This window comes from uncultured Actinomyces sp. (genome assembly GCF_963526355.1).
Classification (GTDB): Bacteria; Actinomycetota; Actinomycetes; order Actinomycetales; family Actinomycetaceae; genus Actinomyces.
On sequence record NZ_CAUROW010000019.1, the window covers coordinates 24,715 to 44,994 of the forward strand.

At 53.4% G+C, this 20,280-nt stretch carries 23 protein-coding genes; all 23 read left to right on the forward strand.

Annotated features, from left to right (window positions below; translation table 11 throughout):
• Positions 1-4 precede the first annotated feature (4 nt).
• Positions 5-1,756 (forward strand): HK97 family phage prohead protease, encoded by a 1,752-nt coding sequence (locus RWR81_RS06270; protein ID WP_314455976.1) that lies wholly within the window; start codon positions 5-7, stop codon positions 1,754-1,756.
• A gap of 633 nt (positions 1,757-2,389) precedes the next feature.
• Complete coding sequence (locus tag RWR81_RS06275) at positions 2,390-3,067, forward strand: hypothetical protein (protein WP_314455978.1); 678 nt, start codon at positions 2,390-2,392, stop codon at positions 3,065-3,067.
• Positions 3,068-3,094: 27 nt separating this feature from the next.
• Positions 3,095-3,649: a hypothetical protein gene (locus tag RWR81_RS06280; RefSeq protein ID WP_314455980.1), complete on the forward strand. Its 555-nt coding sequence runs from the start codon at positions 3,095-3,097 to the stop codon at positions 3,647-3,649.
• Positions 3,650-3,764: 115 nt separating this feature from the next.
• On the forward strand, positions 3,765-4,607 hold the full coding sequence (locus RWR81_RS06285) for a CHAP domain-containing protein (RefSeq protein ID WP_314455982.1): 843 nt from the start codon (positions 3,765-3,767) through the stop codon (positions 4,605-4,607).
• 31 nt (positions 4,608-4,638) lie between these two features.
• Positions 4,639-5,022, forward strand: coding sequence for an HK97 gp10 family phage protein (locus tag RWR81_RS06290; RefSeq protein WP_314455983.1), 384 nt, complete (start codon positions 4,639-4,641; stop codon positions 5,020-5,022).
• Positions 5,015-9,649: a tape measure protein gene (locus RWR81_RS06295; protein ID WP_314455985.1), complete on the forward strand. Its 4,635-nt coding sequence runs from the start codon at positions 5,015-5,017 to the stop codon at positions 9,647-9,649. The genes RWR81_RS06290 and RWR81_RS06295 overlap by 8 nt, the downstream gene beginning before the upstream one ends.
• Positions 9,646-10,569 carry a phage tail domain-containing protein gene (locus RWR81_RS06300; RefSeq protein WP_314455987.1) on the forward strand — a complete coding sequence of 308 codons (924 nt, stop codon included), beginning with the start codon at positions 9,646-9,648 and terminating at the stop codon, positions 10,567-10,569. The genes RWR81_RS06295 and RWR81_RS06300 overlap by 4 nt, the downstream gene beginning before the upstream one ends.
• 30 nt (positions 10,570-10,599) lie before the next feature.
• Positions 10,600-11,670, forward strand: coding sequence for a siphovirus ReqiPepy6 Gp37-like family protein (locus tag RWR81_RS06305; RefSeq protein WP_314455989.1), 1,071 nt, complete (start codon positions 10,600-10,602; stop codon positions 11,668-11,670).
• A gap of 2 nt (positions 11,671-11,672) precedes the next feature.
• Positions 11,673-12,515 carry a hypothetical protein gene (locus RWR81_RS06310; RefSeq protein WP_314455991.1) on the forward strand — a complete coding sequence of 281 codons (843 nt, stop codon included), beginning with the start codon at positions 11,673-11,675 and terminating at the stop codon, positions 12,513-12,515.
• A gap of 145 nt (positions 12,516-12,660) precedes the next feature.
• Positions 12,661-12,963 carry a hypothetical protein gene (locus tag RWR81_RS06315; RefSeq protein ID WP_314455993.1) on the forward strand — a complete coding sequence of 101 codons (303 nt, stop codon included), beginning with the start codon at positions 12,661-12,663 and terminating at the stop codon, positions 12,961-12,963.
• 21 nt (positions 12,964-12,984) lie between these two features.
• Positions 12,985-13,155, forward strand: coding sequence for a hypothetical protein (locus tag RWR81_RS06320; protein ID WP_314455995.1), 171 nt, complete (start codon positions 12,985-12,987; stop codon positions 13,153-13,155).
• Positions 13,152-13,943 (forward strand): hypothetical protein, encoded by a 792-nt coding sequence (locus RWR81_RS06325; protein ID WP_314455997.1) that lies wholly within the window; start codon positions 13,152-13,154, stop codon positions 13,941-13,943. Before RWR81_RS06320 ends, RWR81_RS06325 begins: the two co-directional genes overlap by 4 nt.
• Positions 13,944-13,952: 9 nt before the next feature.
• The gene (locus tag RWR81_RS06330; protein ID WP_314455999.1) at positions 13,953-14,822 is read left to right on the forward strand and encodes a hypothetical protein; all 870 of its coding nucleotides are present in this window, start codon (positions 13,953-13,955) and stop codon (positions 14,820-14,822) included.
• Between the two features lie 65 nt (positions 14,823-14,887).
• A complete protein-coding gene (locus RWR81_RS06335; protein WP_314456001.1) occupies positions 14,888-15,265 on the forward strand; it encodes a hypothetical protein in 378 nt (125 codons plus the stop codon).
• Entirely contained in the window at positions 15,252-15,569 is a 318-nt protein-coding gene (locus RWR81_RS06340) for a phage holin (RefSeq protein ID WP_314456003.1), read from the forward strand. The genes RWR81_RS06335 and RWR81_RS06340 overlap by 14 nt, the downstream gene beginning before the upstream one ends.
• Positions 15,570-15,622: 53 nt before the next feature.
• Entirely contained in the window at positions 15,623-15,901 is a 279-nt protein-coding gene (locus RWR81_RS06345) for a hypothetical protein (RefSeq protein WP_314456005.1), read from the forward strand.
• Between the two features lie 991 nt (positions 15,902-16,892).
• Positions 16,893-17,654: a DUF6353 family protein gene (locus tag RWR81_RS06350; protein WP_314456007.1), complete on the forward strand. Its 762-nt coding sequence runs from the start codon at positions 16,893-16,895 to the stop codon at positions 17,652-17,654.
• Between the two features lie 117 nt (positions 17,655-17,771).
• Complete coding sequence (locus RWR81_RS06355) at positions 17,772-18,086, forward strand: hypothetical protein (RefSeq protein WP_314456009.1); 315 nt, start codon at positions 17,772-17,774, stop codon at positions 18,084-18,086.
• A 76-nt stretch (positions 18,087-18,162) separates the two neighbouring features.
• Complete coding sequence (locus tag RWR81_RS06360; protein WP_314456011.1) at positions 18,163-18,615, forward strand: hypothetical protein; 453 nt, start codon at positions 18,163-18,165, stop codon at positions 18,613-18,615.
• A gap of 100 nt (positions 18,616-18,715) precedes the next feature.
• Entirely contained in the window at positions 18,716-19,006 is a 291-nt protein-coding gene (locus RWR81_RS06365) for a hypothetical protein (RefSeq protein ID WP_314456013.1), read from the forward strand.
• A gap of 58 nt (positions 19,007-19,064) precedes the next feature.
• A complete protein-coding gene (locus tag RWR81_RS06370; protein WP_314456015.1) occupies positions 19,065-19,718 on the forward strand; it encodes a hypothetical protein in 654 nt (217 codons plus the stop codon).
• A gap of 14 nt (positions 19,719-19,732) precedes the next feature.
• On the forward strand, positions 19,733-19,855 hold the full coding sequence (locus RWR81_RS06375) for a hypothetical protein (protein ID WP_314456016.1): 123 nt from the start codon (positions 19,733-19,735) through the stop codon (positions 19,853-19,855).
• 13 nt (positions 19,856-19,868) lie between these two features.
• Positions 19,869-20,280, forward strand: a 412-nt coding sequence (locus RWR81_RS06380) for a DUF6353 family protein (protein ID WP_314456018.1), incomplete at its 3' end; no start/stop codon positions are given.

Here is a 20,280-nt window from a genome sequence, read left to right on the forward strand (position 1 = left end):
CAAAATGGGAGTTTCGAAGCGAGACTTCGACTTCAGTGGCTACGCCACACGAAATGACCTGCGATGCTCCGACGGTCGAACTATTCGTTCGGGGGCGTTTGTTGATAACGATGGTGGAACGGTTCCACTGGTCTGGCAGCACGGGCATAACTCGCCCGATAATGTGTTGGGTCATGCGCTGCTGGAGAATCGAAACGATGGTGTCTACTGCTATGCCAAGTTTAACAACGGCGAGCAGGCTAAGACCGCCAAGGAGCTTGTGAAGCATGGAGATGTAGATAGTCTCTCTATCTTCGCTAACAAGCTGACCCAGCGAGGGGGCGACGTTCTTCATGGGAACATCGTCGAGGTTAGCCTGGTACTATCCGGGGCTAACCCCGGAGCACGGATTGACAACGTGTCTCTCCAGCACTCCGACGGCTCGATCGAGGAACTCGACGAAGCTATCATCTTTACAGGTCTCGAGCTTAGTCACGCTGATGAGACTGAAGAGGACAACTCTAAGGAGGCCGATGTGGCTGATGAGGAAACTGTCGCGGACGTTCTTAACACGCTGACTGATAAGCAGAAGGACGCCGTATACTACGTCATTGGGCAGGCTATCGAAGATGCCCAGCAGGATGACACCGACGACACCGACGACACCGACAAGGAAGAGGCTATGCACTCTAACATTTTCGAGGGCGATGACACCCTGAAGGGTACCGACGACGAGATCGCGCTGGCGCATTCCGCCGTGGTCGACGCTCTCGAGGACGCTCGCAGCCACAACCTGAGCTCCTTCAAGGATGCTTTCCTTCAGCACGCCGGGACCTATGGCATCGACAACATCGAGGTCCTGTTCCCCGATGCCCGCGCCGTCACCGACGAGCCCACTTTAATCAAGCGCCGTACCGATTGGGTTTCCGGCGTTCTGAACGATGCTAAGCACTCTCCCTTCTCCCGCATCAAGTCCATCCACGCGGATATTACGGACGACAAGGCAAGGGCCCTGGGTTACACCAAGGGTAACCGTAAGAAGGAAGAGGTCTTCAAGCTTCTGAAGCGGGTCACTACCCCGACTACCGTCTACAAGAAGCAGAAGTTCGACCGCGACGACCTGATTGACATCACCGACCTGAATGTGGTCGCCTGGGTCAAGAAGGAGATGCGTCTCATGCTGGATGAGGAGATCGCTCGCGCGCTCCTTATCGGCGATGGTCGCGACATTTCCTCCCAGGACAAGATTAACGAGGAGAACATCCGTCCCATTTGGAAGGACGACTCTCTCTACGCCATCAAGATCCTTCTCGAGAAGAAGGTCGTTGGAGAGGATCTTGTCGACGCCTTCATTAAGTCTTTCGAGGACTACGAGGGTGCCGGCTCGCCCAAGCTGTACACCACGCAGACCATTGTCACTGAGCTGCTCCTGCTGAAGGACAAGATCGGTCGTCGCCTCTACGAGACCAAGGCGTCTCTCGCCGCTGCTCTCGGCGTTTCTGAGATCGTCGAGGTCCCGGTAATGAAGGGTGCTTTCCGCGATACCAAGAAGAACGGTAAGGCCGACCTTATCGGTATCGTTGTCAACCTCGCTGATTACACGATCGGCGCTGACAAGGGTGGTGAGGTCAACATGTTCGACGACTTCGACATCGACTTCAACCAGTTCAAGTACCTGCTTGAGACTCGCATCTCCGGCGCTCTCACCCAGCCCAAGACCGCCATCGTCATCGAGCGGAAGCAGGACGAGGGCGCAATCGTCGCTGGCGAGGACTGAGTCTGGATCATGGCACGATTTTCTGGACTGATCGGTTACGCGGTCCAGGTTGAGAAGGCTCCGGGTGTCTGGGACGACCAGATTACCGAGCATCCGTATCGTGGGGATGTTCTGCGCTCGCAGCGGAGCCTTCAAAATGACACCGAGAATCTTCACCATAGACTGAACGTGAACAACTCCATCAGTATTATTGGTGATCCATTCGCTTACGAGAATTTCTTCGCCATCAAGTACATTAAGTGGATGGGATCTCGTTGGACCGTCACGAATGTGGAAGTTCGACGACCACGGCTGATACTCACGATCGGAGGTCTATACAATGGGCCAACGCCGTGAGTTGCAGGAAATTCTCGAAAAGATCCTCGGTTCGAGGTCGGTGTATTTTCAACCTCCGTCATCGATCCAGTTGACGTATCCGTGTATCATATACGAACTCGAAGATCGTGATACTAAATACGCGGACAATGCGCCATATCGCCACATCAAACGTTACGCGGTCACTCACATATCCCGAGATCCAGATGATCCGACTCCGGACAAAATCGCGAATCTCCCAGGATGCGATACAGACCGAATGTTTCAACGAGATGGGCTGAACCACCAAACCTTCCGTCTATATTTCTAGGAGGCAGAATGGCTACTCTGGAGTGGGACAAGGTCGGCGAGCACCGGTATGAGTCCGGCGTCGATCACGGTGTCCTGTATGTTTGGGATAAGTCTAAGAAGGCTTACGGAAAGGGTGTTGCCTGGAACGGCCTCACCAAGGTCACTGAGAAGCCCTCGGGCGCCGAGGGTACGAAGAAGTACGCGGACAACATCGCGTACCTGAACATGGTTTCGGCTGAGGAGTTCGCTGCGACTATCGAAGCTTTTACCTACCCGGACGAGTTTCTCGTTTGCGATGGTGTCGCAGTCCCCAAGAAGGGTCTTCAGGTCGGCCAGCAGGAGCGTTCCTCGTTCGCTATGTCTTACCGCACCAAGATCGGTAACGACGCTGACGGTCAGGACGCAAGCTACAAGATCCACATCGTTTACGGTCTGCTCGCTTCCCCCTCGGAGAAGGGTTATGAGTCCATCAACGACTCGCCCGAGCCCATCGCATTCTCGTGGGAGGCCAAGTCGACTCCGATTCCTCTGAAGGGCTTCAAGCCGGTCTCTTCGCTGTCGTTTGTCGCTTCCGACTTCCAGGAGGCCGATCTCAAGAAGATCACTGACAAGCTCTACGGCACCGCTACCGAGGACCCGAAGATCCTCCCCCCCGACGAGGTCTTCGCCACGCTCGGTGTCACCAACAGTCCGGCTGGTCCCTGACGATCGACTAAGAAAAGGATGGTCCTAATGCTAACACTCGAGATCGAACCCGTTGAGTACTACAATGACGAAACGGAGACCTTCGAGAGTCGCGGCGGAGGGACCATCCGCCTCGAGCATAGTCTTTTGGCTATGTCAAAATGGGAGATGCGATGGAAGCGACCGTTTCTTCACGCGTCTCCCGAGACTTCTGAAGAGCTTATTCACTACATCAAATGCATGTCTGTGGACGGTGAGATCCCCGAAGATCTTATCTACGGCCTTACTACATCCCAGGTTAGGCAGGTCTCCGACTATTTGGCGGATCCTGCTACCGCATCATCGGTAACGAGTCGCCAGAAAGACTCGAAATCAAAGGAACAGACCACGACAGAGCTCATATACTATTGGATGGTGGCGCTTCAGATTCCGTTCGAGTGCGAGACATGGCACATTAATCGCCTTCTCATGCTCATTCGAATCTGCAACATTAAGAACCGCCAAGCCGACCCCAAGGCTCCTAAGATGTCTCAGGATGAGATTGTCCGAGACTATCGACGGGAGAACGAGAGACGCCGAGCTATGCTTGGAACGAAGGGATAATTATGGGAAAGCATGAAGAGTTTCCTGACGAGGCTTTCGCCCCGCAGGAGCGTATTGGAACGGATCCTTTCGAGGACCGAGGCGTCGAGGTCAGTCAGACCACGGAGGTGATCAAGTGAGCGTCGCTTACGATGTTCTTGCTCGAGCAGCTGCTCGAATCGGGTACTATGCTCCCAATGACCCTGAGCCGGGATCTGAGGCCGGGCGTTATTGGGCTGCTCGAACAGGGCAGCAGTGGCTCGCTGGACCGTCCGACTCTGTCTGGTGGTGTATGCTCTTCGTGAGCATGTGTCTCGACGAGTGTGGTCAGATCGACGCCATCGGTGGGTTCTCGTTCAACACCGACTACACCGTCAACAAGGTCCGTCAGCACCCCGATGCGTACTTCGTGTCCGTATACGACGCTGCTCCCGGCGATGTTGTCATCTTCAACTGGGATGGTGGCGGTACCGACCATGTCGGCTTCGTCGAGCGTAACCTGGGTGGCGGTGTTCTCCAGACTATTGAGGGTAATACCTCATCTGGATCTTACGGATCGCAGTCTGCTGGTAACGGCGTCTGGCGCCGAGTTCGTAGCGAGTCCATCGCCTACGTTATTCGCCCGGCATACTCCGACAGCTCTACTCCTACGCCGTCTGGGCCGACCGACATCACCGCTCTCCAGCGCGCAGTTCGTGCCGAGGCCGATAACATCGCGGGTCCTGACACTCGTAGTCGTGTTTATGCCGTCTGCGCGGCATCCGATTGGGCTGGCAACCAGTTCCCATTCGGAGTCGCTTACACTCAGGCGGTCGTCGGTGCTGTTCCCGATGGAATCTGGGGCGATGCTTCCGAGGAGGCTCACGATGCCTGCGTCGAGGCCGTCCAGGCAGCTGTTGGCGCGGAGGTCGATGGTGTTTGGGGCGCAGACACGAACGCTCGTGTGAATTCCGCTCTCGACTCGGCTGAGCAGCCGTAAGAGGTCAAAATGGTAGTCTGGAGGTAACAAGATGGGCTTTTCGTTCACAACTACTGGAGACTATTCCCGCACTGAGACTTGGTTGAAAGGTCTCCGCGATGGCAAGTACCTGAAGGTTCTTGACGCTGCTGGGAATAAGGGCGTGAACGCGCTGTCGAAAGCCACACCAGTTGCCTCCGGGCGAACCGCAGGGTCGTGGTCTTACGAGATAAAACGTAAAGGCCGACAAAGCGCGGAGATCGTTTGGAAGAACGATCACATAGAACAGGGTTTCAACGTGGCTGTTGGTCTTCAGTATGGCCACGGAACCCGCACCGGGGGTTATGTACGGGGTATCGACTACATCAACCCCGCCTTAAAACCCATCTTCGAGCAAATTCTTAAGGATGTCGAGGGGGCTATCAAGGGTGGCTAGTATTGACGAGCGAATCGTATCGCTCAAGTTTAATGCCGATCAGTTCTCTGACAACGTCGGTAAGTCCATGAGCTTGCTCGACAAGCTTAAGGAAAAGCTGAACCTTAAAGGCGCAGGACAGGGTATCGCCGAACTGAATGGCTCTGTAAACAAGATCGACTTCGGTCCGATCACTAGCGGAATCGACCGGGTGAAAGAGGGGTTCTCCACTTTAGCGGTTGCCGCCGGAACAGCTCTGGGTAACATTGCGACATCGATTGTCTCAACACTCGGAAGCGCCCTCAACTCTATCTCGTTCCAACCCATCAAGGATGGTTTCGCGGAGTATGAGCTAGGGCTTAACTCGGTCCAAACTATTCTCAACAACACAAAGTCCAAGGGTGAGGACATCAACTCGGTTAATGCCGCGTTGAAGGATCTTAACAACTACGCCGACCAGACCATATATTCATTCTCGGACATGACTAAGAACGCTTCGCTGTTCACTGCAGCGGGTGTGGGTCTGAAAGACTCTACAGCGGCGATTAAAGGTCTTTCACAGTTCGCTGCGGTCGCGGGTGTTAACTCGCAAGAGGCATCTCGTGCTATGTTCCAGATGTCTCAGGCCATTTCTTCGGGAACAGTCAAACTTCAGGACTGGATCTCGGTCGAGAATGCCGGTATGGGTGGTGAGCAGTTCCAGGAAGCCCTGAAGCGAACCGCTCGAGCTCACGGTGTCGCTGTCGACGAACTGATTGCCAAGGAAGGATCCTTCCGAGCGTCACTGTCCAAAGGCTGGCTCGACTCGTCCATCATGCTCGAGACGCTGTCTCAGATGGCTGGTGAGTATAATGAGGAACAGCTCCGCTCGATGGGTTACACCGATGAGCAGATCGCCCAGATTCAGGATCTTGCTGCGACGGGTATGGACGCGGCCACCAAGATTAAGACCTTCTCACAGTTGATCGATGTGATCAAAGAAGAGATGGGTTCCGGATGGGCTGAGACCTGGCAAATCATCATGGGCGACTTCACCGAGGCGAGCGAGCTCTGGACTGAGGTTGGCGGCGCGATCACCGGCGTGTTCAAGAACATGTCGACCGCCCGAAACACCATGCTCCAGGGGTGGAAGGATCTCGGTGGTCGAACAGAGCTTATTCGCGCTCTAATCGACACGGTTAAAGGCATCGTTCCTCTCTTCTCAGCTATCGGTAAGGCATGGGGTGAAGTATTTCCTCCGATGTCGTCTGAAGGACTCTTGAAGATTACTCACGGGTTCTCGGAGTTTATCCAGAAGCTCGTTCCGAGTCAAGAGACTATCGCCAAAGTTGGTAGAGTATTCAAGGGCGTCTTCTCGATCTTGCATATCGGTGTGACCATCGTTACATCGATCGGTAAGGTATTCGGGAAAGTATTCTCGGCTTTCGGTAGTGGATCTGGCGGCGTTCTGTCCTTTGCCGCGACTCTCGGAGATCTCTCCACAAAGCTCGACCAATTCCTGACTGGATCCGGACGTTTGCAGCACTTCATCGAGGGTTTCGGGACGATCGTATCGGGCGTTATCCGCACCGTCATATCCTTCATCACAGGGATTGTGAAATCCGTTACCGATTGGGCAAAATCCGTCGATCTCATCGAGAAGATGAAAGATGCTTGGCGTGGTTTTGCGGATTCCATGTCAGGTGTTAAAGACGCCTTCAATAAAGTTATCGGCGTATTCACTCGATATGATCAGTCTTTAGCTGTCGCGCAATCCGCCGGTAAGGGCGCTTCATACGTCGTCGATAAGTTGAAGTCAGCCTTGACCGGGCTCTGGAATGTTCTTCAGAAGGTCACCCCGTACATCAAGAAGGCCTTCGATAAAGTCTTTGACGTCATAGGCAAGATCGCCAGTGGTATGTCTCTCGACGCCATTCTTAAGAGTCTATTCACGGTTGGCGGGATCGGACTCATCCATAAATTCATGGGTGTTCTTGGCGGCGTCCAGGGGATCCTTGATAAATTCAAGAACATGGAGTCGACCCCGGGTCTTCTAGATCGCATCAAGGAAGCCTTCTCGTCGCTAACGGATTCGCTCAATGAGATGCAGAGCACCCTTAAGGTCGCACAGCTGATGCTTATCGCAATCGCGATCGGTATCTTGACCGCGAGTGTCTACGCGCTCTCTAGGATCCCGGCATCATCACTTCTCAAGGCTACTGGCGCTATATCCGTGATGATGGGACAGTTGGCTGTCGCTCTTCTGGCTTTCACAAACGTGATGGACAAGACGGACACTTCAGATCTAGCTAAGACTGCTATCGGTCTTATTTTGATAGCAATCGCTATCCGGATTCTTGCCGGTGCTGTGAAGGCTATGTCCGAAATCGAATGGAAAGATCTCCTCAAGGGTTTAGGGTCTGTCCTCGTCTTGTTGGCGGGCATCACAGTCGCTATGCGATTCATGGACTCTAAGTCTGGATCTTCCATGCGAGCAGCCGCAGCTATGATCCTTATTGCATTCGCAATTCGGATTCTGTCTAAAGCTGTGGAAAAGTTCGGCGAGATGGACTGGAAGAAGCTTACCAAGGGCTTGATATCCGTTGGTCTTCTATTGGCAGGTATCACCCTGGCTATGAAGTTCGCGGGTACCGGTCCGAGTATGGCTGGTGCTTTAGCTATCGTGGCTATCGCTCTCGCCATCAAGATGCTCGTGCCTCCGATTGAGACTCTCGGCAACATGTCCTGGAAACAGCTCGTCAAGGGGCTTGGCGCAGTGGTCGTTATTCTAGCGGCTATTGCGGCTTTCAGTAATTTCTCTGGCGGAGCAATGGGACTTCTCAGTGCCGCTGGATTGGTTATCATTGCCTATGGCATTGGTATGATCGCAGATGTGGTGACGGATCTTGGAAAGCAGAACTGGAAGACACTGGCAAAAGGCCTTCTTTCCATGGGTCTTGCGCTTCTGGCTGTGGGAGCTTTCATGGCCTTGGTTCCCCCGACGGGTATTATCGCGGCAGCTGGATTGGTTGCTACGGCATATGCTCTGAAGATCATCGGCGATGTGATGATGAAGTGGGGCAAGATGTCCTGGTCTGAGATCGGGAAGTCTATGGTCATGTTGGCCGGAACACTTCTTATTCTCGGCGTGGCGGTGACAGCTATGATCTTCGCCCTTCCGGGTGCTCTTGCTCTGATGGTTATCGCAGGTGCGCTCCTTATGCTATCCCCGGTGCTCATGTCATTCAGCAAGATGTCTTGGACTGAGATCGCTAAAGGCCTCCTCATGTTGGCAGGTACTCTAGCCATATTCATCATTGCTGGATACGCCGTATCGCCGGTCATCGTGCCTCTAATGCTTCTTGCGGCAGCTATCACGCTTATCGGTCTTGCCACGTTGATGGCGGGCGCTGGTGTGCTTATGTTCGCCGCGGGTATCGGCGCTCTAGTTGCCGTTGGCGCAGCCGGTCTTGAGGTCCTTGGCGGTGTACTGACGACTCTTGCCAACTCGATTCCTGAGTTTGCAACCAAGGTTGCAGAGGGTATCGTCAACTTCACAACGGAATTGGCGAACAACACCGAGACATTGAAGCAAAACTTCGTGACGATCGTGTCTTCGATGATCCAGGGAGCTATCGAACTCCTTCCGCAGTTCACCGAACTTGCGATCACGATCATTACGTGTTTGTGTGTAGCCGCCAAGGCTTGTATTCCTCAGATCATCGACACAGGATGGACTATCATTATATCCTTCCTGACGGCGATGAGGGACAACATTGGTCCGGCCACAGACATCGGTATCGATATTGTTCTCAACTTCCTCAACGCAGTAAGAGCACGTCTCCCTGACATCGTACAGGCCGGTTGGGATCTCGTCATCGACTTCATCAATGCCATGACGGAAGGACTTCGCAACAATGGACCCCGTCTTCGCCAGGCGATTCGGGAGTTCATTAAGGAGTTCATCAACCAGGCTAAGTTGGCGCTGACCGAGGAAGTATCCAACGTTAAGCGCAAAGCCGGCGAAATCGGCCAAGCTATTCTTGACGGTATTAAGAACACCATCAATAACGGCATCGAGTCTGTCAAGACGACCGCGAAGAACATGGCCAACGGAGCTCTTAACGCTGCTAAGGCAGCTCTCGGAATTAAATCGCCTTCGAGGAAGTTCCGTGAGGTTGGTCGATTCGCGATTGCTGGTTTCGTTCAGGGTGTTGACCGAAATTCGGGCCTTGCTGAGGCCTCAACACGTCGAGCTGCGATCAACTCGCTTGACGCCTTCCAAAAGGTTGTTGACGACAAGGGTATCGATGGTAACGGCATCCACTCGCCGACAATTCGTCCGGTGATGGATCTTCAAGACGTGGAGAACGGCCAGCGCAAGATTGGCCAACTCTTCGCAAGTGGCGTGAGTGTCAAGGGGTGGGCTGATTACACTCGACGGACCTCCGACCTCGCCGGTTGGGGTATTCGGGATGGTAATGCTCGACTCCTGACGACTCGTATGCTGAACGAGGCTTGGGCGAAACGCCTCTCTGACGAAGGCCAGCAAGCAGCCCCGATTCAGTTCATCCAGAACAACACGTCGCCTAAGGAATTGTCGGCCATCGACATCTACAGGCAGACGCAGAACCAGCTGTCAATGGCAAGGAGGGCTCTCAGCTCGTGATCAAATCAGTCTTAGCCACTGCATATTCTGGCGAGCGACTGGAGCTTGTTCTCAACGACCCATGGGAAGATGGTATCGCGGTATTTGAAATCGGCGGTATCGGGCCCGCTAAGGCCACAATTCACACCTCATCGGTTGCGTCTATTGACGGCGATGCGTACAGCGGATCTAGGGTGGGCGGACGAAACATCACGCTCACCCTGGGTCTTCTGGATCTCCCTGATGTAGAGAAGGCCCGACACAAGCTCTATCGCATATTCCAGCCTCGCCAGCAGGTCAATCTGGAGTTCCATACAGACTACCGGAATCTCCACATCAATGGTTGGGTCGAGAGCGTCGAACCTAACATCTTCTCGCAAAGCGAGGAGGTCAAGGTCTCAGTCATCTGTCCGGATCCATATTTCTACGGGCTCGGCGATGAGCGCGCTCAGATCTTCCCGTTCCGTATCGAAGATCCTAATATGGAGTTCGAGTTCCAGGATCCGGTTAATATCTCGCCTTCACTCGAACTGTCGAAGCGTAAGGATGAATACGAGACACTGATCGACTACCTCGGTGACGCTGAGGCGGGTCTCACCATTACTGTTGTAGCTACCGGAGTCGTTCGTAATTTCGCCATATGGAATCGAATCACCAACAAGAAGTTCTCAGTTGATACTGACGATTTCGATAAAGTCGGACAGCCTACCGAACTTCGCGAAGGTGACTCGGTCGTCATCACGACACATCAGGGCAACAAGCGCGTACACCTTTACAAGAAGGGTAGCACAACCCCGATCAACATTATTCAGTGTATTCCTCTGAATAATGACTGGTTGACGTTGTGGCCGGGGCGTAACATCATGTTCTTCCAAGCAGATGTCGGCAAAGACGCTATGGAGGTCTCTGTCGAGGTTCAAGTTCGGTATTCGGGGGTGTGATATTTGGAAATTGTCTTGCTTGATTATTGGATGAAGCCGACGATCATCATCGATCAGATCGAATCGGCTATCTGGACTAAGCGTTTCAACAAGTGTGGCGACTTCGAAGTAAAACTCCCCCTGTCGATCCTTCTCGACACGGAGATCAAACACCACCAGAACATATATTTCCCCCAGTCCGGGGATTACATGTTGATCGAGTCCCTACAGCTCGATACGGATTCTGAAAAAGGCGACACGATCACCATCAAAGGTCGCACATACGATTCGATCCTAGACAGACGAATTATCCAGAACCGGACAATTCTGAATGTTGGGATGATCTATGCCGTTTACTCCTTGTTAAGTGAGAATGTCCTCAATCCATCCAACACCAATCGCAAGATGAACGAGGTTGGTTGGCTTTGGCCTCAGAACATGCCGAATGACAAGGCCGGCTGGGTGAATGCTCAATATACGGGCGACAACCTTCTGGACGTCATCCAAAAGCTTTGTCAAGAGCGGAACATCGGATATTGGATGCCATACGTCCCCAAAGGGCCGGCTGATAACAAGTATCAGTTCCAGCTCTATTGGGGGCACGAGCGACACTTCACTCAGAAGAAGAACCCATATGTCATATTCTCACCTGATTACGACAACTTACGCAAGACTAAGTTCCTCACTTCAACAACGAAGGAGAAGAATGCAGCTCTAGTCGCGGGTGCGGGCGAAGAGCCTAACCGTAAACGTCTTTGGCACGAGAACGGCGTCATGAGCGGATGGCTCCGCAAAGAGTTGTACGTCGACGCCAAGGACGTTCGTGAGAAGGACGAGAACAACAAGGATATTCCGGGCGATAAGTATTGGGAACTTCTCAGACAGAAAGGTCGTGAGAAACTTGTCGATTGTATTGTGACTTCGGTCTACGATGGTGAGATGTCTCAGACTTCCCAATTCAAATTCGGACGGGACTTTGATCTTGGCGACGTTGTGCAGATCCAGAACGGACTCGGTATGATGAATGTCGGTCGATGTACTGAGTATATTCGCTCGTTCACATCAAGCGATGGCTGGAAAGAGTATCCCACTTTTGAAACCTACTATATTCCGCAGGGGTAATTATGGCACTCACATACGGATTTTATAGCTCCACAAATGGCGACCGTAAGTACTCAGCGGACCAGTTCGGATCTCTGTTCGAGGGGATCATCACGAACGGCGTCTTCATGGGTATCGGTGGAGCCTTGGAGGTTACTGCCGGCAACAACCTTGCTGAAACGGGTCTTTACGTAACCGTGAAGTCAGGACGGTGTTGGTTTAACCATACCTGGTTGGACAATACAGACGATTATCGTGTGTCCATCGAACCTCCCGATTCTCTGTACGACAGGGTCGATGCCATCGTCGTCGAGGTCGATAAGACTCCAGGTGTTCGTAAGTCGTCTATTATAGCGGTTAAAGGCACACCAGCGCGAAGCCCTCAGATCCCGCCTTTGTACGCCACACCTGAGAAAGCTCAGTTCCCTCTGGCATTTGTCCGAGTGACTCGTGGTGTTCCAAACATATTCAGCTACTCCATCGTGAACAATCGAGGGAATAGCTCATGTCCATGGATCACTGGTCCACTTAAGATCCTCGATTCTTCATCGATCACTAAGCAGTGGGGTTCCGAATGGGCTCGGTGGTATCGCGATATTAAGTCGTCCACTGACACCATGAAGGACGAGATGTTCGCAGACTTCAAGCGCCGGTATGACGCTTGGGTTCTTTATATGGAGGACCGTCTGGCGGGTAACCAGGCTGCAAATCTTCAGTTCCAGATCGAGCGACTTAAAGAGCTCATCGGCGACGGAACCGAGGCCGAGCGCCAGGTCTTCGACACCATCGAGGACGGTAACGGGCTCACGCTGATGGATTCTGTTGGAGCTCCCATTATTGGCCGACGCATCTTCAAGTTGCAGTAAGGAGTAACCATGCCGGATCTTAAGCCGAAACGGTGGAATGGTAAGTATCCCGATCGGGTTAATACTTCAAACGCCGATGCTTTAGTGGTCGACACGGGCGACGGGACGAATATCCTCTATATGGAGGATATGAAGCGCTACGTCCTTGAGAACGCTGGAGCCGGCATCGAGGGTAAACAGGGTCCTCCAGGTCCCGCAGGACCCGCTGGTCCGAAGGGTGCTGACGGTAAAACAGGACCTAAAGGAGATAAGGGTGAACCGGGCGAACGAGGCCCAGCTGGCGAGAGAGGTCCGCAGGGTCCGCAGGGTCCGCCGGGACCTCCGGGGGGCGGCGGTGGAGGCGGTACTCCAGGAGCTAAAGGCCCGACGGGCGATAAAGGCCCCCAGGGTCCAACCGGCGATAAAGGACCTCCTGGCGACAAGGGACCCCGAGGCGATAAGGGACTAGCTGGAGATCCGGGATCCCGAGGTGCTGCTGGTCCGTCAGGACCGTCAGGACCTCAAGGCCCGGCTGGACCAGCTGGTGATAAAGGCCCCCGAGGGGACAAAGGTCCAACTGGCGATCAAGGTCCACAGGGTCCTCCGGGACCTGGTGGTGCTGGAGGCGGACAGAGTGCTCAGGATCTGGTCAATCTTATGATCATCCGCAATGCTCTCAATCCGTCATGGACTGGCACGAACCGTAACACGAATGGTCAGCCGATCCCGTCCTCAGATGTAGCGTGGATCCGAAACTCCAACGGCGATCCTTTCTATCGACCCGCCGGAGTTTCTTCGACATGGAAGCCGCCCCAGGTCGGTGACTACTACTGGGATAACAGCAATACGTGGTGGTATATCGCAGACTTCAACTACTTCCGTTCACCTGGGCGTCTGACCACCCCGCATATGGTTCTCTGTTGCACTCCCGGCGCTCGTATGGATCGCATGTACGCCACCCGCGATAACTCGAATGGTTATTGGGGTTGTGGCTTCGTCCAATGGGGTATCACTGATATTCTCAGAAACACGGTGAACACCTTCTGGAGCCAGGGCGCTAGAATTATGTCGATCTACCTTCAGCAGTCTGCGAGTATGGTCGACGGGAGGATCTCCACGACCGCCGAGCGCCTTTCAGACGTTTGGCTCCCCACAGACATGCAGGTGTTCGGGGCACGTGTTCTCTCAGTCCGCCAGTACTCAGAGTCACCTAACTTGCCCGCGCACACGGGCTCGATGCAGTTCACTCTATTTAACAGATATCCCGAGCTGGCGTTCGACACTGTTAAGGGTATGGTTAATACTCCGTCAGACACCGAGCGTTACAAATGGCTCGCCGACCCTCTCTCGGACAGCAACTGGACCGTCGTCGATAACCTGAAGCGCACGATGAGTTGGAACTATGCGGATGCGACTTGTCGGTCGATGGCTTGTCTCTGCGTTAGCTAAGGAGATTATATGAAGATCAAGGATTTCGCAAAGGTCTCCAACGTTAAGGGGGACGACGTATTCATCCACGACGGCGAGCGAGGGACCAAGACCATTAAGGCCTCGGATCTGCCGTACGCGCTGTTCGAGGACCTCCCGCTGATGCACAAGAATGTGTTCCGCGGTAAGAATCTCGGGACGAGGATGACCGACGATCAGATCGCTCGAGTTCGTGACGGCTCGTTCAAGGATTTGTGGATCGGTGACTACTGGGCGAGTGATGGTATGCCTTGGCGTATCGTGGACATTAACTACTGGAATGTCCACAATGCCCTGACAATCCCGCATCTCGTCATCATGCCCGACCGATCGCTATACAAGCAGTCGATGTATGACAATGACACCACCTCAACGAACTCTTTCTGGGGCTCGAAGGTGTGGAACAGCATCGGACAGTGTGGGGACTTCGCGTCCAAGGTGTTCGACCTCTCATATATCCGCACACACATCGACTCATATATGTCTGCGGTCTCGGGTAGTGGCGGAGAATGGGAGCGGTACTACTTCAAATCCAAGACGGTGGACGCGGCCGTTAAGTTCATCATCCCCAACGAGGTTATGGTTTACGGATGCCGCATTGCGGTCAGTTCCCCGATGGGTTCAGACGGTCTCCACGAGGTATCCAGCCGTCAGCTTCAGCTGTTCCGAATGGGATACAACCCCGGAGCGCAGGACTCAGACTTCTGGCTTCGCGACCAGACATATCTGAGCCAGTATGCGCTCTTCGGAGACAAGGTAGTGAATCCCGGCGCGCCTCTCATCAACGCTCCTATGGAGTACGCCGGCGAAGGTCTTCAGTCGGATCAGCATGGCGTCCGTCCAGTCTTCGCCGTTGGCTAATATTCGATAACTACGCGGTAGGATCATATCCCTTGTGTGATCCCATGCACGTATAGGAGGAATCCATGCCGCACGTGCTGGAACTGACCGTGACTATCGCGGCTTCAGTCCTAGCGAGCAGCGGGTTCTGGGCGTTTCTGTCAGCTCGATCAAGCAGGCATAGCGCCCAAACCCAACTCATGCTCGGACTCGCACATGATCGCATTGTGCATCTGTGTATGACCTATCTGGATCGTGGTTATATTCTAAAAGATGAGTACGACGATCTAGTGAAATACCTCTACAAACCATATTCAGCCTTCGGAGGTAACGGCCTTGCCGAGAAGGTGTTTGAAGAGGTCAAGGAGCTCCCGATTAAGCGCTCCACCCCGCTCGAAGTTACTGTAGAATTCGAGCGTAAGAATAAGGCCGAGAAGTTTCGGAGAGAGAATGACACTCGCTAACAAGACGTACGATCGCCTGAAGTTCGTCACTCTTATCGCTCTTCCTGCCCTCGCCACTTTCTATCTGACGGTGGCACAGATCTGGCACCTGCCTTCAGCTACTGAGGTTGCTGCCACGATCACTGCGATCGACACCTTCTTGGGTGCCCTGCTGGGGCTGTCGAGCAAGAACTACACGCCTCCGACGGACGGTACGCTCCACGTGACCCCGGGGAACGAGACGTACGCCAAGATCGATACCCCGACCGAGGATGTCCTCAAGAAGGGTATCATGACGCTTGACGTCAAGAAGCTCGAGGCCTGAGGCGCGGAGAAAACTTGGTGTTTAATGAGCCCCACTCACGAAAGGATACCACCATGTTTGACAAAACCCCTAAACTTTCGGAGACCGCCGAAGAGGAAGCCCTTAAGTATATGCTTGAGGAGCATCTTCCCGGCTCACCAGAATACAAGGCCGTACTCGAAGACATCAAGACTCTACACAACCTCAACCAAAAGAAGAGGTGGGTGCCGAGTCCAGATGGCGTCTTGTCGGCCTGTGCTTCGGTGGGCGGGATCCTGCTTATCTTGCATTACGAGCAGCTCCACCCAGTAGTCTCGAAGGCTGTGGGGTTCGTGTCGAAGATTCGTCTCTGACCATGAACCGCTCAAAGCCCTGTACGTTATATTTATACACATAGCGTATAGGGCTTTGACGCGGGCAATCGGGTTTTCAAAAACCGAAAATTTCCCGGGGTAGTTTTTCAGATCGCGGATTTTACACGAGCTATAATGACCGCCTATGAAAGGACACCATGATGAATTCCAGATTCATTGCTCTCACTGTTGGGATCGCCGCTGCTGTTGTCAGCCAGCTCTACCTTAAGCACAACGAGAAACTTCCAACGCAAACGGTAGTGCTTGGAGACATTCCCGAGGCTAACCCGACCGAGCCTCGAAGCGGCACATTCAAGCAGTGTAAACCCTCTCACAAGTGAACAACACCCATATCCGCCAAACACGGTGGATTGGGCTTTCGAAAGGACAATAATGATGTGTTGCAAACGACCTTGGTACGAGGATCCAGATCTATTCAGCAACATAGCTGTCATTTGTACGCTCTCGCTCATCGCGGGGGCTTATCTGATCGTCGTGCTCGGTGTGGGTTTCAGCCCGTATATGCAGCTATCCGAGAAGATAATCGCTATCAGCGGTATAACCGTCATACTGATCATGTGGCTGGCACTCATATTCGCCGATTACTTGAAGAACAAGCCGCCTCGTTGGCGCGATTGACGAAAGGACCATTCTATGAAAACTCTAGTCGCAATTTTCGACCTTTACATCCTTCTGATGGGTTTTCTGTCGCTATTAGTCACGGCACCACTCATGTGGAACGCAGCGCCCAATGCCTATTTCGGGGTTTTGTTAGTCCTCGGAGTCTGGTGTACCATCATCGCAATCGTCGTGGCAATTATCGTCGAGGTCCACGAGTCTTCGAAACCGCGAGAAAAACACGACCTATAACGACCACCATATCCGAAAGGAGACCATTATAGAAAGCACCACAAGGATATGACTTACACCCTATACTCTAGCCGTTCCACATAGAGTATAGGGTTTTCAATCACCCCAACAAAGGAGAACCATGAATGTCAACACCATCAGACAAACCGTACGTCCAGCTCTCGCTGTTCTCTCCCGTAATGCTCCACACATACTCACCGGAGTCGCAGTGGCTGGCGTGGTCGGAACTTCAGTCGCCGCCTTCCGTGCAGCCGTGCCCGTCAGGGATCGCCTACATGATCTTCCGGAGGAAGCGACGCTCCGCGATAAGGTACGCGCTACCTGGAAGCTTTACATTCCAGCGGCTGTGTTGGGCGCTGCGACCATTTCGTGCATCGTTGCGGCGAATGTTATCTCGTCACGTCGTCGAGCTGCTCTTGCGGCTGCATATTCGCTAGCTGCGGAGGCTGTGACGCACTACCGCGAGGATCTTCGGAACCTTACGGACGACGCAACACTCGAGGAGTCGGATCAGCTTCTCGCTCGAAAGCAGAACCCCGATCAGGTATACCAAGGCCCTGCGAAGGAGACTTTCGTTGTCGGCGACGGAAAGTTCCTCTGCTACGACACATATTCCGGACGTTACTTCAACAGCTCCCTTGAGGAGATCAAGAAGTGCGTCAACAACATCAACTTCGATCTCATCCAAGGCAACCCAGTCAGTCTGAATGATTTCTACAGCCTTGTAGGACTTGACCAGAACGCTATGGGCGACCAGCTCGGGTGGACGATCCATTCGAAGTGCGAGATCGACTACATGGGGCTACTTACGCCCGATGGAAAGCCCACGGTAGGCATTCGATTCAAGGAGGAGCCCACGTCTGATTGGTGGAAGGTAAGCTGATGGCTTATGTTATCTGGATCATCATCTTCGGAGTTGTTGGATACTTTGCATTCTCTAAGTGAGCATCGCGGAGAGAACATGTCCCATAATGACCACCAACCACAGAAAGGAACTCCCATGACCACCTCTCAGAAGGACACCGTTGTTTCTGTCGACTCCGTTGAGGAGACCGACGAGTCCCCAAAGACCAATTTCTTCACCAAGGCTGTCAGCTCCGTGACCAAGTTTGAATCCGACCACCCGCTCCTCTTTTGGGGCGGTTTGTCCGTGATTGCAGGCGCAGTCGCATTCGCTGTCATCCCCGCCGAAAAGATCCTTGACTCTATCGAGGACGACTCAGTCGATATCTCCACCACTACGGACGAGAATGGAAACCTCGTCACGACCATCGTCGAGGCCGCTCCTGAGGAGACCTCTTCTACTGAAGAGTGACTCGAGATCTTATCCGCCCTAACACGGCGGATGGATCTTTCATTTACCCATAAAAACACAACGAAAGGTAGACACCATGCTGAAGCGCGAGATCATCGCCGAGGACTTCGACGGTAACAAGTACGTCGACATCGCATACTTCCACTACTCAAAGAACGAGATTCTCGAGCTCGAGATCGCGTATCCTGGCGGTCTTCGAAACCACCTGATCGATATCATGCGGTCGGGCGACAACTTCAAGATCTACGGATTCTTCAAGAAGTTCGTTCTGGGCGCCTACGGACGCAAGTCGGATGACGGTCGACGGTTCATTAAGAATGCTGAGCAGACCGAGGCTTTCTCTCAGTCCCAGGCTTTCGAGACGTTCCTCTTCGAGCTTCTCGAGAACCAATCCCAGATGGAGACCTTCTTCAACGAGATCATGCCGATGGGATCCGACAAGCCTTCTAAGATGACCGAGGCACAGATGAAGGCCCTCGAGAGCGGGCTTGTCACGGAGGAGGTCAAGAAGGAGCTTCTTGGCGAGTGATAGGTATATGTTGACGGGGCTCGTTAAGATTGACGGGCCCCGCGGCAAAAACCTACACTATAGTGACCATCCCCCACATCACATTCGAAAGGACACTATCATGACCGCCCCTGAGATTGACATTCACCCTGCCGAAGCTGTAGCTATGCTTGCCGCTTCTTGGACAGCCACGTCTATCATTTCTAAGGCCGTCGAAGCTATCGTTCCCGCCCCGGTTAAGCTTCCTGCTAAGCTTGCCTGGATGGCCGGTAGGTTCGTCGTCGCCAGTGCAATTGGAGACATGGCTGCTGAGAAGCTCGTCAAGCAGTACTCATACATCATTCGCAACTTGAAGCCTGTAATCCAAGGCTCGATCGACGATATTGTTAGCGACGAAGACGACGCACAGTGATCAACACCCATCTGCTCTAACACGGCGGATGGGTCTTTCATATTTAGGAGAGCCACATATGAGTGAAGTACCTACTCGGGACAGCTTCCCATCTAACCAGGATCCCAAGACATCAGACGCGCCTCCTGAGAAGCCGAAGCTTCAGGCGGTCACCACATCAGCCGTTCAGCGCAAGATGTCGATTGGACGTCGCATCAAGAACGCCTTGGTTGTCGACGACGCGAAGTCAATCGGTGCATATCTTCTCGAGGACGTCGTGATCCCGACAGTTAAGACCCTTATCTCGGATATCGCAGTTGGAGCGATCGAGCGAGCTCTTTACGGCGAGGCACGGGGACGTCCTATGTCTTCATCTCGAATCTCAGGCAGAGGATACACGCCCTACAACCGTATCTACAGTTCGGGATCTCGAGTTACTCCACCCGACGACGGACCCGGAGACCGGCGAGAGCTCTCTCGTGATGCTCGACGGTCTCATGATTTCGGCGAGATCGTCTTCGAGTCTCGAGCGGAGGCGTACGAGGTCCTCGACCGTCTGAATGACCAGATCAAGAATTTCGATGTCGCGACTGTTGGGGATCTCCTCGATCTGTCGGGCATCACCGCGACCCATGTGGACGAGAACTGGGGTTGGCGTACGCTGGCCACTGCTCAGGTCCGACGGGTTCGCAACGGATACATCCTAGACCTCGAGAGGCCTGTGAAGATCTGATGACTATATTCGAGATGAAGCAGAAGCTTCGAGAACTGTATGGACGTCGATGGCAAGAGCGCGTCGACAAGATGAGCGATGCACAAGTCATCGCCATATTCAAGAAATTCGTAGCCAACGGCAAGATCAAGAACTAAGGAGTACTTAACCATGAATGCTTCAACTGCTACTCGAGTGTTTACTCAGGCAGGTATGTTGATTCGGAAGCACGCGCCGCACATCCTCATTGCCTCGGGAATCATCTCGATGGGCGCTGGTGTTGTCTCTGCGGCAGTCGAGACCTCGGCGGCTAGTGAGAACGAAGACCTCGATACCCATCTCAAGGCTTGGTCCGCCATCACGAGCGAGACCGTTCCAGACCGCAAGGTCTATATTTCCGCCAAGGGTGTTCTCGGCGCTAAGATCGCAAAGAACTTCCTCTTCGCATACCGGAAGACCATTCTCTTCACTGCTTGTGGTGGCGCTCTGATTATCTCAGGTCACGCCATCCAGACTCGACGCTACACTGGCCTCCTCGCGGCATATTCTGCTGTCGATCGTGCCTTCAAGAACTACAAGTCCG